At 67.1% G+C, this 16,758-nt stretch carries 22 protein-coding genes; 16 read left to right on the top strand and 6 right to left on the bottom strand.

What is annotated here, in order from left to right; genetic code table 11:
- Positions 1–67 precede the first annotated feature (67 nt).
- From BM282_RS09155 to BM282_RS09115, 9 genes are all read left to right on the top strand, one after another.
- Positions 68–1,297 (top strand): translation initiation factor IF-2 subunit gamma, encoded by a 1,230-nt coding sequence (locus tag BM282_RS09155; protein WP_175501507.1) that lies wholly within the window; start codon positions 68–70, stop codon positions 1,295–1,297.
- A gap of 71 nt (positions 1,298–1,368) precedes the next feature.
- A complete protein-coding gene (locus tag BM282_RS09150; RefSeq protein WP_281244796.1) occupies positions 1,369–1,743 on the top strand; it encodes a PIN domain-containing protein in 375 nt (124 codons plus the stop codon).
- Between the two features lie 7 nt (positions 1,744–1,750).
- Complete coding sequence (locus BM282_RS09145) at positions 1,751–2,329, top strand: DNA-directed RNA polymerase (protein ID WP_089879742.1); 579 nt, start codon at positions 1,751–1,753, stop codon at positions 2,327–2,329.
- The gene (spt4, locus tag BM282_RS09140) at positions 2,330–2,527 is read left to right on the top strand and encodes a transcription elongation factor subunit Spt4 (RefSeq protein ID WP_089879739.1); all 198 of its coding nucleotides are present in this window, start codon (positions 2,330–2,332) and stop codon (positions 2,525–2,527) included.
- Positions 2,528–2,531: 4 nt separating this feature from the next.
- A complete protein-coding gene (locus tag BM282_RS09135) occupies positions 2,532–3,059 on the top strand; it encodes a GTP-dependent dephospho-CoA kinase family protein (RefSeq protein ID WP_089879736.1) in 528 nt (175 codons plus the stop codon).
- A 107-nt stretch (positions 3,060–3,166) separates the two neighbouring features.
- Entirely contained in the window at positions 3,167–3,484 is a 318-nt protein-coding gene (locus BM282_RS09130; RefSeq protein ID WP_089879734.1) for a 30S ribosomal protein S24e, read from the top strand.
- A 37-nt stretch (positions 3,485–3,521) separates the two neighbouring features.
- The gene (locus BM282_RS09125) at positions 3,522–5,189 is read left to right on the top strand and encodes a bifunctional N(6)-L-threonylcarbamoyladenine synthase/serine/threonine protein kinase (protein ID WP_089879731.1); all 1,668 of its coding nucleotides are present in this window, start codon (positions 3,522–3,524) and stop codon (positions 5,187–5,189) included.
- An 85-nt stretch (positions 5,190–5,274) separates the two neighbouring features.
- Positions 5,275–5,556 (top strand): DUF5808 domain-containing protein, encoded by a 282-nt coding sequence (locus BM282_RS09120; protein WP_089879728.1) that lies wholly within the window; start codon positions 5,275–5,277, stop codon positions 5,554–5,556.
- 83 nt (positions 5,557–5,639) lie between these two features.
- Positions 5,640–6,278 (top strand): non-canonical purine NTP pyrophosphatase, encoded by a 639-nt coding sequence (locus BM282_RS09115; RefSeq protein WP_089879725.1) that lies wholly within the window; start codon positions 5,640–5,642, stop codon positions 6,276–6,278.
- A 162-nt stretch (positions 6,279–6,440) separates the two neighbouring features.
- Here the strand turns inward: BM282_RS09115 and BM282_RS09110 are convergent, their stop codons facing one another.
- Positions 6,441–6,911 (bottom strand): DUF7384 family protein, encoded by a 471-nt coding sequence (locus BM282_RS09110; protein WP_089879722.1) that lies wholly within the window; start codon positions 6,909–6,911, stop codon positions 6,441–6,443.
- A gap of 248 nt (positions 6,912–7,159) precedes the next feature.
- Here BM282_RS09110 and BM282_RS09105 point away from each other — a divergent pair, with 248 nt between their 5' ends.
- Genes BM282_RS09105 through BM282_RS09095 form a run of 3 tightly spaced genes read left to right on the top strand, consistent with a single transcriptional unit; the run spans position 7,160 to position 9,816 of the window.
- Complete coding sequence (locus BM282_RS09105; RefSeq protein ID WP_089879719.1) at positions 7,160–8,191, top strand: substrate-binding domain-containing protein; 1,032 nt, start codon at positions 7,160–7,162, stop codon at positions 8,189–8,191.
- A gap of 27 nt (positions 8,192–8,218) precedes the next feature.
- Entirely contained in the window at positions 8,219–8,956 is a 738-nt protein-coding gene (locus BM282_RS09100; protein ID WP_089881080.1) for an ABC transporter permease, read from the top strand.
- The gene (locus BM282_RS09095; RefSeq protein ID WP_089879716.1) at positions 8,953–9,816 is read left to right on the top strand and encodes an amino acid ABC transporter ATP-binding protein; all 864 of its coding nucleotides are present in this window, start codon (positions 8,953–8,955) and stop codon (positions 9,814–9,816) included. Before BM282_RS09100 ends, BM282_RS09095 begins: the two co-directional genes overlap by 4 nt.
- Here the strand turns inward: BM282_RS09095 and BM282_RS09090 are convergent.
- The gene (locus tag BM282_RS09090) at positions 9,810–10,049 is read right to left on the bottom strand and encodes a hypothetical protein (RefSeq protein WP_089879714.1); all 240 of its coding nucleotides are present in this window, start codon (positions 10,047–10,049) and stop codon (positions 9,810–9,812) included. The two genes, BM282_RS09095 and BM282_RS09090, sit on opposite strands and share 7 nt — an antisense overlap.
- 90 nt (positions 10,050–10,139) lie before the next feature.
- Here BM282_RS09090 and BM282_RS09085 point away from each other — a divergent pair, with 90 nt between their 5' ends.
- The gene (locus tag BM282_RS09085) at positions 10,140–10,844 is read left to right on the top strand and encodes a TOBE domain-containing protein (protein WP_089879711.1); all 705 of its coding nucleotides are present in this window, start codon (positions 10,140–10,142) and stop codon (positions 10,842–10,844) included.
- Between the two features lie 59 nt (positions 10,845–10,903).
- On the opposite strand, the gene BM282_RS09080 is transcribed toward BM282_RS09085, so the two are convergent.
- Positions 10,904–11,764, bottom strand: coding sequence for a dihydrodipicolinate synthase family protein (locus BM282_RS09080; RefSeq protein WP_089879708.1), 861 nt, complete (start codon positions 11,762–11,764; stop codon positions 10,904–10,906).
- Positions 11,765–11,932: 168 nt separating this feature from the next.
- Here BM282_RS09080 and tnpA point away from each other — a divergent pair, with 168 nt between their 5' ends.
- The gene (tnpA, locus tag BM282_RS09075) at positions 11,933–12,322 is read left to right on the top strand and encodes an IS200/IS605 family transposase (protein ID WP_089879705.1); all 390 of its coding nucleotides are present in this window, start codon (positions 11,933–11,935) and stop codon (positions 12,320–12,322) included.
- Positions 12,319–13,554: an RNA-guided endonuclease TnpB family protein gene (locus BM282_RS09070; protein ID WP_089879701.1), complete on the top strand. Its 1,236-nt coding sequence runs from the start codon at positions 12,319–12,321 to the stop codon at positions 13,552–13,554. The genes tnpA and BM282_RS09070 overlap by 4 nt, the downstream gene beginning before the upstream one ends.
- A 332-nt stretch (positions 13,555–13,886) precedes the next feature.
- On the opposite strand, the gene BM282_RS09065 is transcribed toward BM282_RS09070, so the two are convergent.
- Both BM282_RS09065 and BM282_RS09060 read right to left on the bottom strand, forming a co-directional pair.
- Positions 13,887–14,546, bottom strand: a complete 660-nt coding sequence (locus tag BM282_RS09065; protein ID WP_089879698.1) for a potassium channel family protein — start codon at positions 14,544–14,546, stop codon at positions 13,887–13,889.
- Positions 14,547–14,619: 73 nt separating this feature from the next.
- Positions 14,620–15,207 (bottom strand): hypothetical protein, encoded by a 588-nt coding sequence (locus tag BM282_RS09060; protein ID WP_394327788.1) that lies wholly within the window; start codon positions 15,205–15,207, stop codon positions 14,620–14,622.
- A gap of 144 nt (positions 15,208–15,351) precedes the next feature.
- Between BM282_RS09060 and BM282_RS09055 the strand changes: the two genes are divergently transcribed.
- Positions 15,352–15,975 carry a metal-dependent hydrolase gene (locus BM282_RS09055; RefSeq protein WP_175501459.1) on the top strand — a complete coding sequence of 208 codons (624 nt, stop codon included), beginning with the start codon at positions 15,352–15,354 and terminating at the stop codon, positions 15,973–15,975.
- On the opposite strand, the gene BM282_RS09050 is transcribed toward BM282_RS09055, so the two are convergent.
- Positions 15,972–16,742, bottom strand: coding sequence for an NAD-dependent epimerase/dehydratase family protein (locus BM282_RS09050; RefSeq protein ID WP_089879692.1), 771 nt, complete (start codon positions 16,740–16,742; stop codon positions 15,972–15,974). The two genes, BM282_RS09055 and BM282_RS09050, sit on opposite strands and share 4 nt — an antisense overlap.
- Positions 16,743–16,758 lie beyond the last annotated feature (16 nt).

The raw sequence follows: 16,758 nt of genomic DNA, 5'->3' as shown, positions 1-16,758 counted from the left end.
CGAGAACAGCAAGTTTATCAGGCGTTCGGGGCGAAACTTCCCCAAGATTACTCTCAGGAGGTCAATGGTGACACAAAATCCACAACAACCGGAGGTGAACATCGGACTCGTCGGCCACGTCGACCACGGAAAGACGACGCTCGTCCAAGCCCTGTCTGGGTCTTGGACCGACCAGCACTCGGAGGAGATGAAGCGCGGTATCTCCATCCGTCTCGGCTACGCCGACGCGACGTTCCGTAAGATTCCCGGCGCCGACCCGCCGGAGTGCTACACTGTCGAAGAGACCGACGAAGACGGCAACGAGACCGACATACTGCGCACGGTGTCGTTCGTCGACGCGCCGGGGCACGAGACGCTCATGGCGACGATGCTGTCGGGTGCGGCCATCATGGACGGCGCGGTGTTGGTGGTGTCGGCCACCGAAGACGTGCCGCAGGCGCAGACCGAAGAGCACCTGATGGCGCTCGACATCATCGGTATCGACAACATCGTCGTCGCGCAGAACAAGGTCGACCTGGTCGACCGGGAGCGCGCGGTCCAGAACTACGAGCAGATTCAGGAGTTCGTGAAGGGCACCGTCGCGGAGGACGCCCCCATCGTCCCTATCAGCGCCCAACAGGAGGTCAACATCGACCTCCTCATCGACGCCATCGAGCGCGAGATTCCGACGCCCGACCACGACGAGAGCGACTCCGCGCGGATGTTCACCGCGCGGTCGTTCGACATCAACCGACCGGGGACGACGTGGGAGAACCTCTCCGGCGGCGTCGTCGGCGGGTCGCTCGTCGAGGGCAAACTGACGGAGGGCGAGGAACTCGAACTCCGTCCCGGCCGAGAGGTCGACGAGGGCGGACAGACCGAGTGGCGGCCCATCACGACCGACATCCGTTCGCTGCAGGCGGGCGGGCAGATGGTCGACGAGGTTCGCCCCGGCGGTCTGTGCGGCGTCGGGACCGGCCTCGACCCCAGCCTCACGAAGGGCGACGCCCTCGCCGGACAGGTCGCCGGCGAACCCGGCACCCTGCCGCCGACGCGCGAGGAGTTCGTCATGGAGGTCGACCTCCTCGAACGCGTCGTCGGCGAGGACGAAGAGGAGATAGAGGAGATATCGACGGGCGAACCGCTGATGCTCACCGTGGGCACGGCCACCACCGTCGGCGCGGTGACGAGTGCGCGAAGCGGCGAGGCGGAAGTCTCGCTGAAGCGCCCCGTCTGCGCCGCCGAGGGTGCGAAGATAGCCATCAACCGCCGCGTCGGCGCGCGCTGGCGCCTCATCGGTATCGGGACGCTGAAGTGACGGTGAACGCACGGAACCGGACGGACGCGGACGCGACGGAGACAGCGGACGCCGCGGACGCGACGACCACGGTGGTGCTCGACACCAACGCGCTGATGATGCCCGTGGAACTCGACGTTCGCGTGTTCGAGGAGTTGGACCGACTGCTGGCCGCGCGCACGGACCTCGTGATTCCGACGGCCGTCGCGGAGGAGTTGACGAAACTCTCCGCGGGGGCGGGAGCCGAGGCCGTCGCGGCGAGCGTCGGGTCCGACCTCGCGACCGACCGGTGCCGTGCGGTCGACACGGAAGCGACCTACGCGGACGACGCCATCGTCGAACTCGCCGAACGCGGGTGCGACTTCGTCGTCACGAACGACAAGCCCCTACGAAACCGACTGCTCGAACGCGGCGTACGAGTAATCGGTATAAGGGGGCGCGACAAACTGGACATAACAGAGCCTTAGCACTACGATGTACAAACGGGTACGACTCAAAGACACAGTGGAGGTTCCGCCGGAGCATCTCGCTGACGTGACCCCCCTACGGGTCAAGCGACTCCTGCAGGACAAACTGGAAGGACGGATGGACGAAGAGGTCGGGAGCGTCGTGAGCGTCGTGGACGTCCACGACATCGGCGAGGGGACGGTTCTCCCCGGACGCGCGGGCGTCTACTACGAAGCCGAGTTCGACGCGGTGACGTTCGACCCCGACATGCAGGAAGTCATCGACGGGCAGGTCGTCGAAGTGGTGGAGTTCGGTGCCTTCGTCGGCATCGGCCCCGTCGACGGCCTGCTGCACGTCTCGCAGATTTCCGACGAATACCTCGCCTACGACGGCGAGAACCAACAACTCGCCTCGACGGAGTCGAACCGGACGCTCGGCGTCGGCGACTCCGTGCGAGTGCGCGTCGTCACGAAGAGTATCGACGAACGCAACCCCCGCGACTCGAAAATCGGCCTCACGGCCAAACAGCCCGGTCTCGGCAAACACGGCTGGCTCGAAGCCAACCGGCAGGCCAACGAGGCGACGACGGAAGCGGAGGGACAGTAGATGGCCAAGCCGCGTCTGGCCTGCCGCGAGTGCCACTACATCAACTACCCCGACGCGCAAGCGTGTGAGAACTGCGGGTCGTCCAGCCTCACCGAGGACTGGGCGGGCTACGTCGTCATCACGCACCCCGAAGAGAGCGAAATCGCGACCGAGATGAACGTCTCGGAAGCGGGCGGCTACGCGCTGAAGGTCAGATAGTCGGATGCTCCGACTCCCCGAGGACCTCCGCGCCGCGTTCAAAGAGCCGTTCGGTCCGCTCTACACGGACGCCGAACGCCTCCTCGCGGACGCGGGAACGCCCGTCGTCGCCGTCGGCGACGTGGTCACCTACCACCTCCGAGAGGCGGGTCACCCCCCCGACGTGGCCGTCGTCGACGGCCAGACGAAGCGCGAGGCGGTGAGCGAGGAGATACGGCGCGCGCTCTCGGACCCCGAGTCGCGGCGAGACGTCGCGAACCCCGCGGGGGCGTTGACCGACGAACTCGCGGCGTGCCTTCGGGAGGCCCTCCTCGCGGACGGTCCGGTCACCGTCGTCGTCGACGGCGAGGAGGATTTGGCCGTGTTACCCGCCGTCGTCGCCGCGCCGCCGGGCGCGAGCGTCGTCTACGGCCAACCGGACGAGGGGATGGTACTCGTGACGGTCACCGACGAGACGAAGGCCGAGATGCGGTCGCTCTTGGCCCGGATGGACGGCGACAGCGAGGCGTTCGTAGCGGCGTTGGAGACGTAGCGACGCGTCACTGCGTCGAGTCCACGCCGGGAAAATTCGGCTACCGCGTCGTCTCGCCCCTTCGAAATCCTTTTACTGCTTTCGGGAGGAGTTTAGCCCAACTGACTATGGAAATCGAAGTCATCTCCGAATCGGAGAACCCGATGTTGCACCGGACGGACGTTCGGTTCGAAATCACGCACGAGGAAGCGACGCCCTCCCGTCTGTCGGTTCGCGACAGCCTCGCGGCGAAACTGAACAAGGACTCGGACGAAGTCGTCATCCACGAACTCAACACGAAGTTCGGCATGCGCAAGACCGCAGGCTACGCGAAGGTGTACGATTCGCCGGAGTTCGCCCGCGACGTCGAACAGGACTACATGCTCGACCGCAACAAGATCGAAGCCGAGGACGGCGACGGCGAAGCGGAAGCCGAAGAAGCCTGATTCAGGCACCGTCTCTCGCACCGAAATTTCGTTCTCAATGCGTATCGTAGGAATCGAAGGCACCGCCTGGGCCGCCAGCGCCGCGCTCTTCGACACGGAGACCGGCGAGGTGTTCATCGAATCGGACCCGTACGAACCCGACAGCGGCGGCATTCACCCGAGAGAGGCCGCCGAACACATGAGCGACGCCGTCCCAGCCGTCATCTCGACGGTGTTGGACCACGCGGCTGAGACGGCCGAGAGCGACGGAGTCGACGTCGACGACGACGAGGAACCCTCGGGGGGCCGACAGGCCGCGGCCATCGACGGCGTCGCGTTCTCCCGCGGCCCCGGACTCGGCCCGTGTCTCCGCATCGTCGGCACCGCGGCCCGGTCGCTCGCGCAGACGCTCGACGTCCCCCTCCTCGGCGTCAACCACATGGTCGCACACCTCGAAATCGGCCGCTACCAGTCGGGGTTCGACTCGCCCGTCTGTCTGAACGCCTCCGGCGCGAACGCGCACCTGCTGGGCTATCACAACGGTCGCTACCGCGTCCTCGGCGAGACGATGGACACCGGCGTCGGCAACGCCATCGACAAGTTCACCAGACACGTCGGCTGGAAACACCCCGGTGGGCCGAAGGTCGAACGCGCGGCCGAAGACGGCGACTACTACGACCTGCCGTACGTCGTGAAGGGGATGGACTTCTCCTTCTCGGGTATCATGTCCGCGGCCAAGCAGGCGGCGGACGACGGCGTCCCCGTCGAAGACGTCTGCGTCGGCCTCCAAGAGACCATCTTCGCGATGCTGACCGAGGTGGCGGAGCGAGCGCTCTCTCTGACGGGGACCGACGAACTCGTCCTCGGCGGCGGCGTCGGCCAGAACGCCCGCCTGCGAGCGATGCTGGCCGAGATGTGCGAGCAACGCGGCGCGGAGTTCTACGCGCCCGACCCGCGATTCCTCCGCGACAACGCCGGGATGATAGCGGTCCTCGGCGCACGGATGCTGGCCGCGGGCGACACCGTCGCCGTCGCCGACTCCGCCGTGGACGCGAACTACCGCCCCGACCAGGTGCCCGTCTCGTGGCGCGACGACGAGGAGTCCGTCGCCCGCGACCCGACCGAGACCGGAGAGATTCGCGGCGCGGAGGCGACGGTGACGTTCGAGGGGGACGACGTGGTGAAGCGTCGCGTCCCGAAGACGTACCGGCACCCCGAACTGGACGAGCGACTGCGCAGAGAGCGCACGCGGGCCGAGGCGCGACTGACGAGCGAAGCGCGGCGCGTCGGCGTCCCGACGCCCGTCGTCCGCGACGTGGACCCTACCGAGGGGACCATCGTCTTCGCGTCCGTGGGCGAGGCGGACCTGGCGAACGGACTGACCGAGGCGCGGTGTCGGGCCGTCGGCGAACATCTCGCGGCCATCCACGCCGCGGGGTTCGTCCACGGCGACCCGACGACGCGGAACGTCCGCGTCGCGGGCGAGAAGACGTACCTCATCGACTTCGGCCTCGGCTACCACACCGGCCACGTCGAGGACCACGCGATGGACCTGCACGTGTTCGGCCAGAGCGTCGAGGGCACCGCGGACGACCCGGAACCGCTCTTGCGGGCGTTCGAGGCCGGGTACGCCGCCGTGGCCCGGACGAAGGACCGGGGAGACGGCGACGAGGAGGACGCGTTGACGCGTCTGCGGCAGGTCGAGGGTCGCGGCCGCTACCAGTAGGCGGTCGGAGCGCATCGCCCGACGGAGACGCAGTCGCTGCGTGGACACCAAAACGATTTATCCCGAGCGAGTGTACCCAGACCACATGGCAGACAAACCGCAGAAAGGCGAGATTCTCGGCGTGCCGTACAACTTCGAGCGCCCGTCGCTCGGCCGCATGCTGTCGTCGTACTGGAAGCCCGGCGAGAAGATGCTCGTGAAGAAACCGTTCGGCGTCGGCTACACGCTGAACCTCGCGAACTGGCGGTCGTGGCTCGTCGTCCTCGTCGTCGGCGTCCTCCTCTGGCAGGAGCGTAGTTCCGCTCCCGGCCCGGACTACGACGACCAGGACGAAGACGAGGGCCCCGTCGAAGTCATCGTCGACTGAGAACGCCAGTCGTCGTTCCCCCGCGAACGCGACGAACGCCACACCGACGCACCTTTCTCCGAACCACCGTCACTCTCCGGTAGATGCTTCGATACGTCACGACGAACCCCGGGAAAGTAGCGGAGGCGCTTCAGTACTTGCAGGGCGACGTTGAGCAACTGGACTACGACTACACCGAGGTGCAGGCGTCGGACCTCGGAACAATCGCCGCGCACGGCGCGCGGGAGGCGTACCGCTACGCCGACGAACCGGTCCTCGTCGACGACGCGGGACTGTTCATCGACGGCTTCGACGGCTTCCCGGGACCGTACTCGTCGTACGCGGAGGACACGCTCGGAATCGAGACGGTGTACCGCCTCGCGGAAGGCGAACTGGACGAACCGCGCCGGGCGTCGTTCCGATGCGTCCTCGCGTACTGCGACGGCGAGGGGTTCGAGGCCAGTCCGGACCCGGTGGACCGAGACGACCGGACGGCCGCCGCGGCGCGGGGGGCCGAACAGGACGCCTCGGAGACGCGAGCGCTCCCGGTCAAACTGTTCGAGGGGCGCGTCCGCGGCCGTCTCGTCCCGCCGCGGGGTGATGGCGGGTTCGGTTACGACCCCATCTTCGAACACGAGGGGACGACGTTCGCGGAGATGGATTCCGAGGAGAAGAACGCGATTTCCCACCGGGGGCGGGCGTTGGCGAAGTTTGGGGAGTGGTTCCAGACGCGAACGGAGTAAGCGAAGCGCACGGAGTGAGCGTCTGGAACCTCGTCGGTCGCGAAGCGTCCGACGGAGGTTCACCGAGCGAAGCGAGGTGAAAGCGGGCGGGGCGAGCGAACAGGAGTAAGCGAAGCGCACGGAGTGAGCGTCTGGAACCGCACGAGACGGCGCGTTCGAGACTCACCCTCGCGGGTCGCTGTCCGGACCCCCGTACTCGCCGCCGACGACTTCCGCGTGGAGACTCGCCGCGTCGAACAGCGTCGCGAACGCCTTCGGTTCCCTGACGCTCACCGGAAACCGGCCGCCGAGGGCGGCGGCGGCGCGGGCGGAGGTGAGTCGGTCGTCGTACGAGAGAACGTGCATCGCGCCGCCGCGATAGGCCGACGCGAGGGCGGGATGGTCGTCCTCGGGGTGGTCGACCGGTTCGCGCCAGTCGTCGACGCGGGCGCGCCAGTCCGCCGCGAGGGAGGCGTCGCCTACGTCGGCTATCAGCGTCTCGGCGTCGTCTAACAGCGCGTCGCTGGCGAGGAGCGTCGTCCACGAGTGCGCGCGGAGGTGGTCGAGCGCCGCGCGGGCGTCGCCGTCGACGAACAGGTCCGCGGCGAGGACGTCCGCGTCGGCGACGACGCGCGCCGGACTCGGGTCAGTCATCGCCGCTTTCCTCTCGGTGTGCGCGGAGCGTCTCGCGAATCGTCGCCTCGTCCACGTCGTACGACGCCGCGCGGTCGAACAGGGTCGCCCACGTCTCCATGAGCGTCGAGAGACGCGGCGGCGAAAGAAGTGTGACGGTTCGAGCGACGCCCCCTCGGCCCCACCAGAGAGCGTCTTCCGACCCGCGTAACGACCGACGGTTACGTCGCGTCCATAGTTTTATTTCGACGACAGCCATCGATGTTTCCATGACGATACAACGGCGACGGTTCCTGCAGGCGGCCGGTGCGGGGAGTCTCGTCGCACTCGCAGGGTGTTCGGGCGACGCCGGCGAGCGTTCGGCGACGGAGAGTAACGAGGCGGCGACGGACGAGAGCGCCACGCAGGAGTCCGCGGGGTCGCAACAGTCGGGCGACGCGACGCTGACCCTGGCGACGACGACGAGCACGTACGACACGGGACTGTTAGACGCCATCAACCCCGTCTTCGAAGAGCAGTTCGGTGCGACGGTCAAGACGATTCCGCAGGGGACGGGCGCGGCCATCGAGACGGCGCGGAACGGCGACGCCGATATCATCCTCGTCCACGCCCGCGGGGCGGAAGACGAGTTTCTGAAAGATGGCTTCGGCGTCAACCGCCGCGACGTGATGTTCAACGACTTCGTCGTCGTCGGACCCGAGGACGACCCCGCGGGAGTCGGCGGACTGTCCTCGGCGACGGAGGCGTTCGCCACCATCGCCGAGACGGAGTCCACGTTCGTCTCCCGCGGCGACGACTCCGGGACGAACAAGAAGGAGTTGAAGATATGGGAGGCGGCCGGCGTCGACCCGTCGGGTAGGTGGTACCGCGAGATAGGCAAGGGGATGGGCGACACGCTGGTGCAAGCCGACCAGTCCGGCGCGTACACCCTCGCCGACAGGGGAACCTATCTGGCGACGAAAGACAACGTCGGCCTACAGATTCACGTTCAGGGGCCGCTCAAAGACGGCCCGACCATCCTGAAGAACCCCTACGGCGTCATCCCGGTCAACCCGGCGACGTACGAGGACGTGAACTACTCGCTTGCGATGGCGTACGTCGGCTTTCTCACCGGCCCCGAGGGACAGGCGATAATCGACGAGTACACCGCCAACGGGTCGCAGTTGTTCTTCCCGAACGCCCTCTCGGAGTCGCCGCAGTTCGGCCAGTACGTCCCCGAGGGCTGGAACGGCGAGTCCCGGGCGAAAGAGGACCTCCGATTCGCCTCGTGGGTCGACCGACACGTCCCCGAGGACTTTTAGTCGGACGGCGGCCGAGGGTCACTCGTGTTGTTCGGCGGTCTGCTGGCGGAGTTGAACACGCAGTATCTGGTCAGCATCACGCTCGTCTCGCTGGTCGTGAGCACCGTCGCCGTCCTCGTCAGCACCGCCGTGAGCCTCCCCGTCGCCGTCGCCGTCGCGTTCGGCGACTTCCGCGGCAAGTCCCTTCTGACTTCGCTCATCTCGACGGGGATGGGCTTTCCGAGCGTCGTCGTCGGCCTCGTCGTCCTACTGGCGCTCTCGAACTCGGGACCCCTCGGAGAGTTCGAGCTGCTGTTCACTCCGCAGGCGATGATCATCTCCCAGACCATCCTCGCGACCCCCGTCGTGCTGAGCGTGTCGCTCTCGGCCGTGGAGTCGGTCGGTGACGACCTCAGAGAGGCCGCGTTCGGGACGGGAGCGACGACGACGGACGTGGGAGTCGTCGTCCTGAGCGAGGCCCGGTACGGCATCGTGACCGCCGTCCTCGCGGGATACGGACGCGCCATCAGCGAAGTCGGGTCCGTGCTCATCGTCGGGGGCAACATCGTCTTCTCGGACCAGACGTCGTACACGCGGACGCTCACGACGGCCATCACCGTCGAGGCGCGGAAGGGGAACGTCGAGACGGGTCTCGCACTCGGGGCCATCCTCCTCGCTCTCGTCCTCGGCGTCAACGCCCTCGGGTCGGTGCTCCGCGACCGGACGCCCGGTTCGACGGGGGGGTCCCGGACGGTCGGCACGACGCTCGGCGGTGAGAGTCGATGAGCGACCCCCGAGGCGAGGCGGACGGCGCGGCCGGGGACGCGGCGAGAGCCAACGGTCGGGAGGGGGAGCGTCCGTCGGCGACGACAGAGGGCCTTCGACTGGAAGCGCGGGGACTCACGCACGGCTTCGACGGCGACGCCGTCTTCGCGGACGTCGACCTCTCGGTCGAACCCGGAGACGTGGTGGCCGTCGTCGGTCCGTCGGGCGCGGGGAAGACGACGCTCCTCCGTCTGTTGGCCTGCTTCGAGACGCCGTCGGCGGGCGTCGTCACCGCGAACGGTCGCGACGTGTGGGAACTGTCGGACGAGGAGCGTCTCCGCGTCCGTCGCAGACTCGGGATGGTGTTCCAGCACCGGAGTCTGTTCTCGGCGACGGTCGGCCAGAACGCCGCCTACGGGCTTCGCGTCCGGTCGTCGTGGCGCGAGCGAGTCGAGTCCTCGCTCCGGAAGGTCGTCGGACGCCACGAGATACCGCGCGCGGCGACGGACGCGTTGGAAACCGTCGGCATGGCCGAGAAGGCGGACCGCCACGCGGCGTCGCTCTCCGGCGGCGAGGCGCAACGCGTCGCCATCGCCCGCGCACTCGCGCCCGACCCCGACGTGTTGCTGTTCGACGAACCCACCTCGAACCTCGACCCGCGGAACACGGCCATCGTCGAAGGGGCGATTCGGGCCGCGCGAGGCCGCGGGATGGGCGTCTGTCTCGCCACGCACGACATGCAACAGGCGCGGCGCGTCTCAGACCGGACGGCCGTCCTCCTCGGTGGCGAGGTGATAGAGTGCGGTCCGACGGAGCGGGTGTTCGAAGCACCCGAGGACGACCGGACGCGAGACTTCGTCGCCGGCGAACTCGTTTACTGACGGGAGTCGGCCGTCTCTCGTTCGTGCGGTGCGGTCGGGAGGTATCGCCGAAACAGCGGGAGAAACGGCTTCGCAAGGAGGAGGGCGGCGACGAGGAAGACGACGAACGAAGCGCCCAGAGAGAACCCGAGCGACCGAGCGCCGAGTGCGACGACGCCGGAGAGCGCGACGTACACCCAGAAGACGAAGACGACGCGGAGGTAGCCGTGTGTGGAGGCCGGAGATTCGTGCACGGCCGAAGAGTGTTCTATTCTGACATAACCGCTTCGGTCGTCGGTCGGTCACTGACCCGATTTTTACCGCTCGACCGCGTGAGAGCGACCATGCACGACTCGTTCGAAGCCCGCTTGGACGCCGACGGCGTCGCCTTCGACGCGGCGGACGCGCGCCTCCTCGCGAACATCGCCGAGACGGGGTCCGTCAGCGGCGCCGCCGAATCGCTCGGCCGGTCGCGTTCGCGGTGTCTGGCCCGACTGCGCGAACTCGAAGACGCCCTCGGCCCCCTCGTCGAGCGACGGCGCGGCGGGTCCGGCGGCGGCGGCAGCGAACTCACCGAAGCGGCGAGAGACGTGCTCGGGCGATTCGACCGCCTCCGGGCCACGCTCTCGGGCACCGCCGACGTGCCGGAAACCGTCGTCTCCGGCGTCGTCATTCGCGTCGACGGCGAACTCTGCACCGTCGACACCGACGCCGGGGCGATTCGCGCCGTCGGAACCGCGTCGGCGAGAAAGGAGGGTGAGACGGTGACGGTGAGCGTGCGGGCCGACGCCGTGACGCTCCACGACCCGGCGGACGTCCCCGACGCGGGAGCGACGAGCGCGCGAAACCGACTCTCGGGGTCCGTGAGCGCCGTCGACCGGGGCGACGCCGTCGCAACCGTCGCAATCGACGTCGGGAGGAGACGGTCGCTCAGCGCGTTCGTGACCGCAGAGAGCGTCGAGCGGTTGTCGCTCGCGCCGGGGACGGCCGTCGTCGCCACGTGGAAGGCGACGGCGACGCGGGCGACGCCGACGGTGGCGGCGGAGTAGTCGAGAGGGGGTCTAGGGGCAACGCCGACGCCGGCGTCAGAACGGAGTCGAAAATCGGGTCAGAGCGCGTCGACCAGCGCTTCGAGTTCGGCGCGGGCGTCGTCGGAGACGGGACGGAACGGACGTCTGGGGTGTCCCGCGGGCGCACCGCGGGCGCGCATCGCCGCCTTCAGTCCGGGGACGCCGTGTCCCGCGGTCACCGCGTGGTTGAGTTCGACGACGGTTTCGTTCAGTTCGCGCGCGCCGTCAGCGTCGCCGTCGACGTGCGCCTCGTATATCTCCGCGGCCGCTTCGGGAGCGACGTTCGCGAGTGCCAGGACGCCGCCGTCGGCGCCGGAGGCGAGGGCGTGCGAGAGGACGCCGCCGGCCCCGACCAGGAGGTCGAAGTCGGCGTCGCGGGTGAGTCGACGCTCGCGGACGAACGTCGTCACGTCGCCGCTCGAATCTTTCATCCCGGCGACGTTCGGATGCGTCGCGAGTTCGTCGACGACCGCCGGGGAGAGTTTCACGTCCGTGTACGCGGGGACGCTGTAGAGGTAGATGGGAATCTCGGCCTCGTCGGCGAGGTCGCGGTAGTACGCTTCGAGCGTCGCGTCGTCGTGCGAGTAGTAGAACGGCGTGACGACGAGGGCGGCGTCGGCGCCGGCGTCGGCGGCGTCGGCCGTCGCCCGTCGCGTCTCCTCGAACCCCGGACTGCCCGTCCCGGCGAGGACGGGGACGCTCGCCTCGTCGGCGACGACTTCGACGACGCGGGCGCGTTCGTCCGCGGTCATGAGTTCGGCCTCGCTGTTCGACCCGCAGGGGACGAGAAAGTCGACGCCGCGGGCTTCCACCCACCCGACGAGGTCACGAAGCGCGGATTCGTCGACTGCTCCATCGGCGGTGAACGGCGTCACGAGCGGTGGCCCGATTCCTTGCATGAAGACTCGGTCGGACGGCGGGGTGATAAAGATACGAGCGCATACCCCCGTCTTTAGGCGGGGGTCAAGCGGACAATAGCGTACATCTCCACCGACGACGCCACGGCTGCATTTCCCACCGATTCACCGCTAGTATTAAGATACGTTTCCCCATAGTGTGCAACACGGATGAAGACCACACGTCACGCGACCTACAACCTCAACTACCACATAGTGTGGTTACCGAAGTACCGCAACTCGGTACTCGTCAACGAGGTCGCAGACCGTGTGCGAACCATCCTCCACGAAATAGCCGACGACAAGGGCCTCGAAATCCTCGACCTGACCGTTCAGCCCGACCACATCCACCTGTTCGTCAGTAGCCCACCGAAGCACGCCCCGTCCCTTCTTGCAAACTGGTTCAAGGGTATTTCCTCGCGGAAGTACAACCACCGCTACGCCGACCACGACGGTGAGAAAATCGGATGGGCGAGAGGCTACTACGCGGGAACAGCAGGACAGGTATCGAGCGAGACGGTCATGAACTACATCCAGAGGCACGAGGAGGACGACTCGTGACCGAACTCACGAAGACACTGGAACTCAAACTGGTAGAGCCGAACGCGCACAAGCGGAGGAAACTCCGAGAGACGCGAGAGGCGTACCAACAGGCCCTTCACGATGCGTTCAACGCCCGATGCACCACGCAGACCGAAGCGAACGATGTGGTGGTCAACTACGACCTGAGCGGGTACGCGAAGAACGCGCTCAAGAAGTACGTCCCGCAGCTCACGACGACGTACAACGCGGGCGAACTTCACGACGACCACCCTGTTCGCTTCACGAACGAAGGGCTACGGCTCGACCACAAGCCCGAGAACGCAATCGAGTGGTACGTCAAAATCCCGCACCACGAAGACTACCACCTCTGGATGCCAGCACAACCGAATCCCGAACAGCGGGACTGGTTGGCAGCGTTGAACGCGGGAGACGCCACGATGGGCGAGAGTCGGCTATTCGAGCGGGACGGAACGTGGTTTCTCCACGTCACTGCGACCCGAAATGTAGAGGATGGTTCCGAGGTGTCCGCCGAAGAACGGACGCCCATCGGAGCCGATATTGGAGAAGCGTCACTCGTCACGGTGTGTCACCGCGACAGGCACGGTTCTCCGACCGCTCCCGAACTGTGGGCCGACGAGGGCAAGACCGTTCGTCGGCTCCGTAAGACCAACTTCACCGCCAAGCGCCGACTCCAGATGCGCGGTAGCGAACGTATCGCGGAGTCCTTCGGGGACGACGTGTGGAACCAGATAGGCGACGTGTTCCATCGCGTCACCCGCGAGGTCGTGGAGTACGCCGAGTCCGTCGAGAATCCCGTTCTTGTTCTGGAAGACCTGACGTACATACGGGAGTCGATGGACTACGGCGATTTCATGAATCGGCGTCTCCACGGATGGGGATTCGCCAAACTCCACGCGCAGATACGCTACAAAGCCGTCGAGAAGGGTATCCCCGTAGAGACGGTGAACCCACGCAACACGTCGAAGGAGTGCCACGCTTGCGGTGAAGTTGGATACCGCCCGCGACAGGCGACGTTCAAGTGTACGAACGACGCTTGTTGGATGGGCGAGTACCAAGCGGACGCGAACGGCGCGATAAATATCGCAGACCGCTACCTCAGCGGAGAGAGCCATTCAAGAGAACACACGGATGGCAACGACTCGGCTGAGGATGGGGGGCGTTTGACCGCCCCGCAAGACACCCAAGCCGATGCTACCAAGCAAGAGACGCTTGGGACGTATGCGTCTTGAAACCATAGGGCCACGACCGGCCTGAAATCCCGTGGTGGGATTCCCGCATCTTTAGGCGCGGGAGGAGGTCAAGAGAGTTGGGTCTACGGCAGTCGAATCCGTCGGACGGCGGCGGCGTCACTCAACCGTCTGACGCGGATTTATGTGGTCCGACGAGTACCCATCCGACGGGCGCGCTACACTGACGGCCTCAGTTCCCATCCTCCCACCCGCGCGCCCGGCACACCCACCGCCGACTGGCACCCCGGTGGTCGGTGACGGCGTCGCTCCCCCGTGGCGCCGTTCCGTTTACGCGTTCCCCCTTTCGGTTCACCTCTCGGCGGACACGCGTCTCAGGCGTCTCCCAAGAGAGTTCTCCGAACGTCGTCGAGTCCGTTCCGGTCCGCGAGCAACGCCAACTGGTCGCCCACCTCCACCGTCGTCCCCGGAAGCGGGATAGTCATCGACTCGCGCGCCCGGCCGTGGGCGTAGATGCGGCCGTCGGCGCCCAGGTCTATCTCTGCGACTTTCCTCCCCACGACGGGTGCCCCCTCGGGAATCACCACCGTCGAGATGCGGAGTTCCTCGGTCAACTCGCCGATGGCGTTGAAGTTGCCGCCGAGGAGCGCCGTCTTCGCCCCCGCCGCGCCGAGTCGCTCGGGGTAGATGACCTCGTCGACGTCGCTGGCGTAGCGTTCGTATATCTCCTGTCTGTAGTCCTCGCTCACGCGCATGACCACTCGGCACCCGAACTCCTTGCCGATCATACAGGCCGCGAAGTTGACGTTCGGGTCGCCGGTCAGTCCGCCGAGTGCGTCGGCGTCCTCGGCGCCCGCCCGTCGGAGCACCGACTCGTTGCTTCCGTCGCCCTCGACGACCTCGAATCCCGCCTCTTCGGCGCGTTCGACCTTCTTCTCGTCGTTGTCGACGACGACGACTTCGTGACCCTCCTCGCGCAGGACGAGCGCTGCTCGAGCACCGACGCGACCGTACCCCACGATAACAACCTTCATGGCAGTAGATGACGGGCGGCGAAGATAAAAACGTAGACCCGTTTTTTGCGTCCCCGAGCGTCGTCGACGAGGCTCACTGCTGGTCGGGGCGAGCCGCTTCGAGTCGCTCTCGCAACGTGTCGACGAGGCCCGAGAGCGTCTCGGTGCCGAACAGCGCGACGATGACGGCGCCGACGGTGTCGAACAGCAAGTCGACGATGGTGTCCGTGAGGCCGTACTGGACGAGGACGGCTTCGACGCCGAAGTAGTCCGCGGCGAGGCGCGCGAAGAACTCCAGCACCTCCCAGAGGACGCCGAACGCGAGCGTGAACGTGAGGATGAAGACGAACAGGAACCGCGGCGGGAGGTAGACGGCGTCGCTGTACTCGTCGACGGCGCGCGCCGTCGCGTACCCCACGGCGGCGACGAGCATCGCAGAGAGGGTGTGCGTCAGGTGGTCGTACCACCAGACGTTGCTGTACAGGCCGAGCATCCCCACGGCGTGGAGGAGGACGGCAGTCGTCACCCACAGCGTCAGTCCGGGTGAGAGCCGGATTCCCCAGTCGCGACTGAGAACGGCCGGGAGGTACGTTATCGCCAGCGCCGCGGCGGCGTTCAACGTCACGCTCACGTTCAGCGTCGCCACGCCGACGCCGAGGATGCCCGCGATGGCGAGACGCATCCCGCCCGCGGCGAGCAGTCCGGCGTTCGGCGGCAGTCGCCACCTCATACTTGAAAGAGACGTGTCACGGACCGATAAACCTCTCTCGGCGTGCTAGCACATCACGCGTAACCGTTTTTCCGTCGTGAGACGGAGGACAGAGCGATGATGGCAACCACGCACGCCCTCGCAGGGGTCGTGCTCGCCGTCGCCGTCGCCGCGGTGTTCCCCGAGACCGCCGCCGGCGCGACGCCGATTCCCGTACTCGCCGCCGCACTCGGCGGACTGTTCCCCGACTTCGACCTCTACGCGGGGCACCGAAAGACGCTGCACTTCCCCGTCTACTTCAGCGTGCTCGCCGTCCCCGCCGCCGCCGTCGCCGCCGCGGCGCCGACGACGCTCACCCTCTCGGTGGCGTTGTTCCTCGCCGCCGCCGCCCTCCACTCGGCGATGGACGCCCTCGGCGGCGGCCTCGAACTCAAACCGTGGCTCGGCACCTCCGAGCGCGCGGTGTACAGCCACTACCACGGCCGGTGGATTCCGCCGCGTCGCTGGGTTCGCTACGACGGTGCCCCCGAAGACCTGCTGGCGGCCGCCATCTTCGCGGTACCCACGCTGTACGCGTTCGACGGCGTCGTGCAGACGGGCGTCTACGTCGCCTTGGGTGTCTCCGCGGTGTACGTCCTCCTCAGAAAGCCGATGGTCGTCGCCGCGCAGACCCTCGTCGACGCGATGCCCGACCACGTCGTCGAACGCGTCCCCGACCGGTTCGTCGAGGACTTCCGTTAGCCGTCGAGGACTTCGGCGGCGTTCTCTCGCGGTTCGTAGCCGAGGTGTTGCATCGTCTCGGTGAGCGTGTGAAACCGGTCGTCGTTCCGCGAGACGGCGTTGAGCGTCACGGGACTCTCAGAGAGGTCGGCCGTCACCGCCGTCCGGTGCACCTCGCGACAGTCGCGCGGACCGAGCCACGTCGCTCGCGCGAACGCGGCGCGTTCGGGGTCCGCCTCCGCGACGGTCGAACGCAGGTCCTCCTCGGTGAGATACCAGCCGATTCTGAGGTTGACAACCTCCAGACCGTGTCGGTTCGCGTAGAAGTTCGTCAGGTTCTCGCAGGCCGCCTTGCTCACGCCGTAGAACGAGTCGGGACTGGTCTGCGCGTCACCACTGACCGCCTCGGCGACGCCGAGCGTCATCTGCTCTGTGTGCCGGGCGTCGGCGTTGTACGTCCCGACGGCGTGGTTCGAGGAGGCGAACACGACCCGGTCGATGTCGTTCTCGACGGCGGCGTCGAGGACGTGCTTCGTCCCCTGTACGTTCACCTCGGAGACGGACTCCCAGTCCGCCTCCGGCGACGAGACCCCGGCGAGGTGGAGTACCACGTCGAAGCCGTCGAGTTTCGCTGCGACTTCGTCGGCGTCCGTCACGTCCAACAGTTCGCTCTCCACGTCGTCGTGTTCGGAGTGCGTGAACGCGGTGACCGCGTGGTCGTCGCCGAAGGCGTCTCGGACGACGCGCCCGACGTTCCCCGCGGCCCCCGTGAGTGCGATATCGGTCATCGGTGGGGTCGTCGGG

The sequence above is a fragment of the Halogeometricum limi genome, from assembly GCF_900115785.1.
Taxonomy (GTDB): domain Archaea; phylum Halobacteriota; class Halobacteria; order Halobacteriales; family Haloferacaceae; genus Halogeometricum; species Halogeometricum limi.
Note: the sequence above shows the minus strand (reverse complement) of the source record. Positions and strands in the feature narration are given on the sequence as shown.

Coding starts and splice junctions, on each gene's coding strand:
- BM282_RS09145 (WP_089879742.1), top strand. CDS start 1,751: ATGTACAAACGGGTACGACTCAAAGACACAGTGGAGGTTCCGCCGGAG.
- spt4 (WP_089879739.1), top strand. CDS start 2,330: ATGGCCAAGCCGCGTCTGGCCTGCCGCGAGTGCCACTACATCAACTAC.
- BM282_RS09135 (WP_089879736.1), top strand. CDS start 2,532: ATGCTCCGACTCCCCGAGGACCTCCGCGCCGCGTTCAAAGAGCCGTTC.
- BM282_RS09130 (WP_089879734.1), top strand. CDS start 3,167: ATGGAAATCGAAGTCATCTCCGAATCGGAGAACCCGATGTTGCACCGG.
- BM282_RS09125 (WP_089879731.1), top strand. CDS start 3,522: ATGCGTATCGTAGGAATCGAAGGCACCGCCTGGGCCGCCAGCGCCGCG.
- BM282_RS09120 (WP_089879728.1), top strand. CDS start 5,275: ATGGCAGACAAACCGCAGAAAGGCGAGATTCTCGGCGTGCCGTACAAC.
- BM282_RS09115 (WP_089879725.1), top strand. CDS start 5,640: ATGCTTCGATACGTCACGACGAACCCCGGGAAAGTAGCGGAGGCGCTT.
- BM282_RS09110 (WP_089879722.1), bottom strand. CDS start 6,911: ATGACTGACCCGAGTCCGGCGCGCGTCGTCGCCGACGCGGACGTCCTC.
- BM282_RS09105 (WP_089879719.1), top strand. CDS start 7,160: ATGACGATACAACGGCGACGGTTCCTGCAGGCGGCCGGTGCGGGGAGT.
- BM282_RS09095 (WP_089879716.1), top strand. CDS start 8,953: ATGAGCGACCCCCGAGGCGAGGCGGACGGCGCGGCCGGGGACGCGGCG.
- BM282_RS09085 (WP_089879711.1), top strand. CDS start 10,140: ATGCACGACTCGTTCGAAGCCCGCTTGGACGCCGACGGCGTCGCCTTC.
- BM282_RS09080 (WP_089879708.1), bottom strand. CDS start 11,764: ATGCAAGGAATCGGGCCACCGCTCGTGACGCCGTTCACCGCCGATGGA.
- tnpA (WP_089879705.1), top strand. CDS start 11,933: ATGAAGACCACACGTCACGCGACCTACAACCTCAACTACCACATAGTG.
- BM282_RS09065 (WP_089879698.1), bottom strand. CDS start 14,546: ATGAAGGTTGTTATCGTGGGGTACGGTCGCGTCGGTGCTCGAGCAGCG.
- BM282_RS09060 (WP_394327788.1), bottom strand. CDS start 15,207: ATGCGTCTCGCCATCGCGGGCATCCTCGGCGTCGGCGTGGCGACGCTG.
- BM282_RS09055 (WP_175501459.1), top strand. CDS start 15,352: ATGATGGCAACCACGCACGCCCTCGCAGGGGTCGTGCTCGCCGTCGCC.
- BM282_RS09050 (WP_089879692.1), bottom strand. CDS start 16,742: ATGACCGATATCGCACTCACGGGGGCCGCGGGGAACGTCGGGCGCGTC.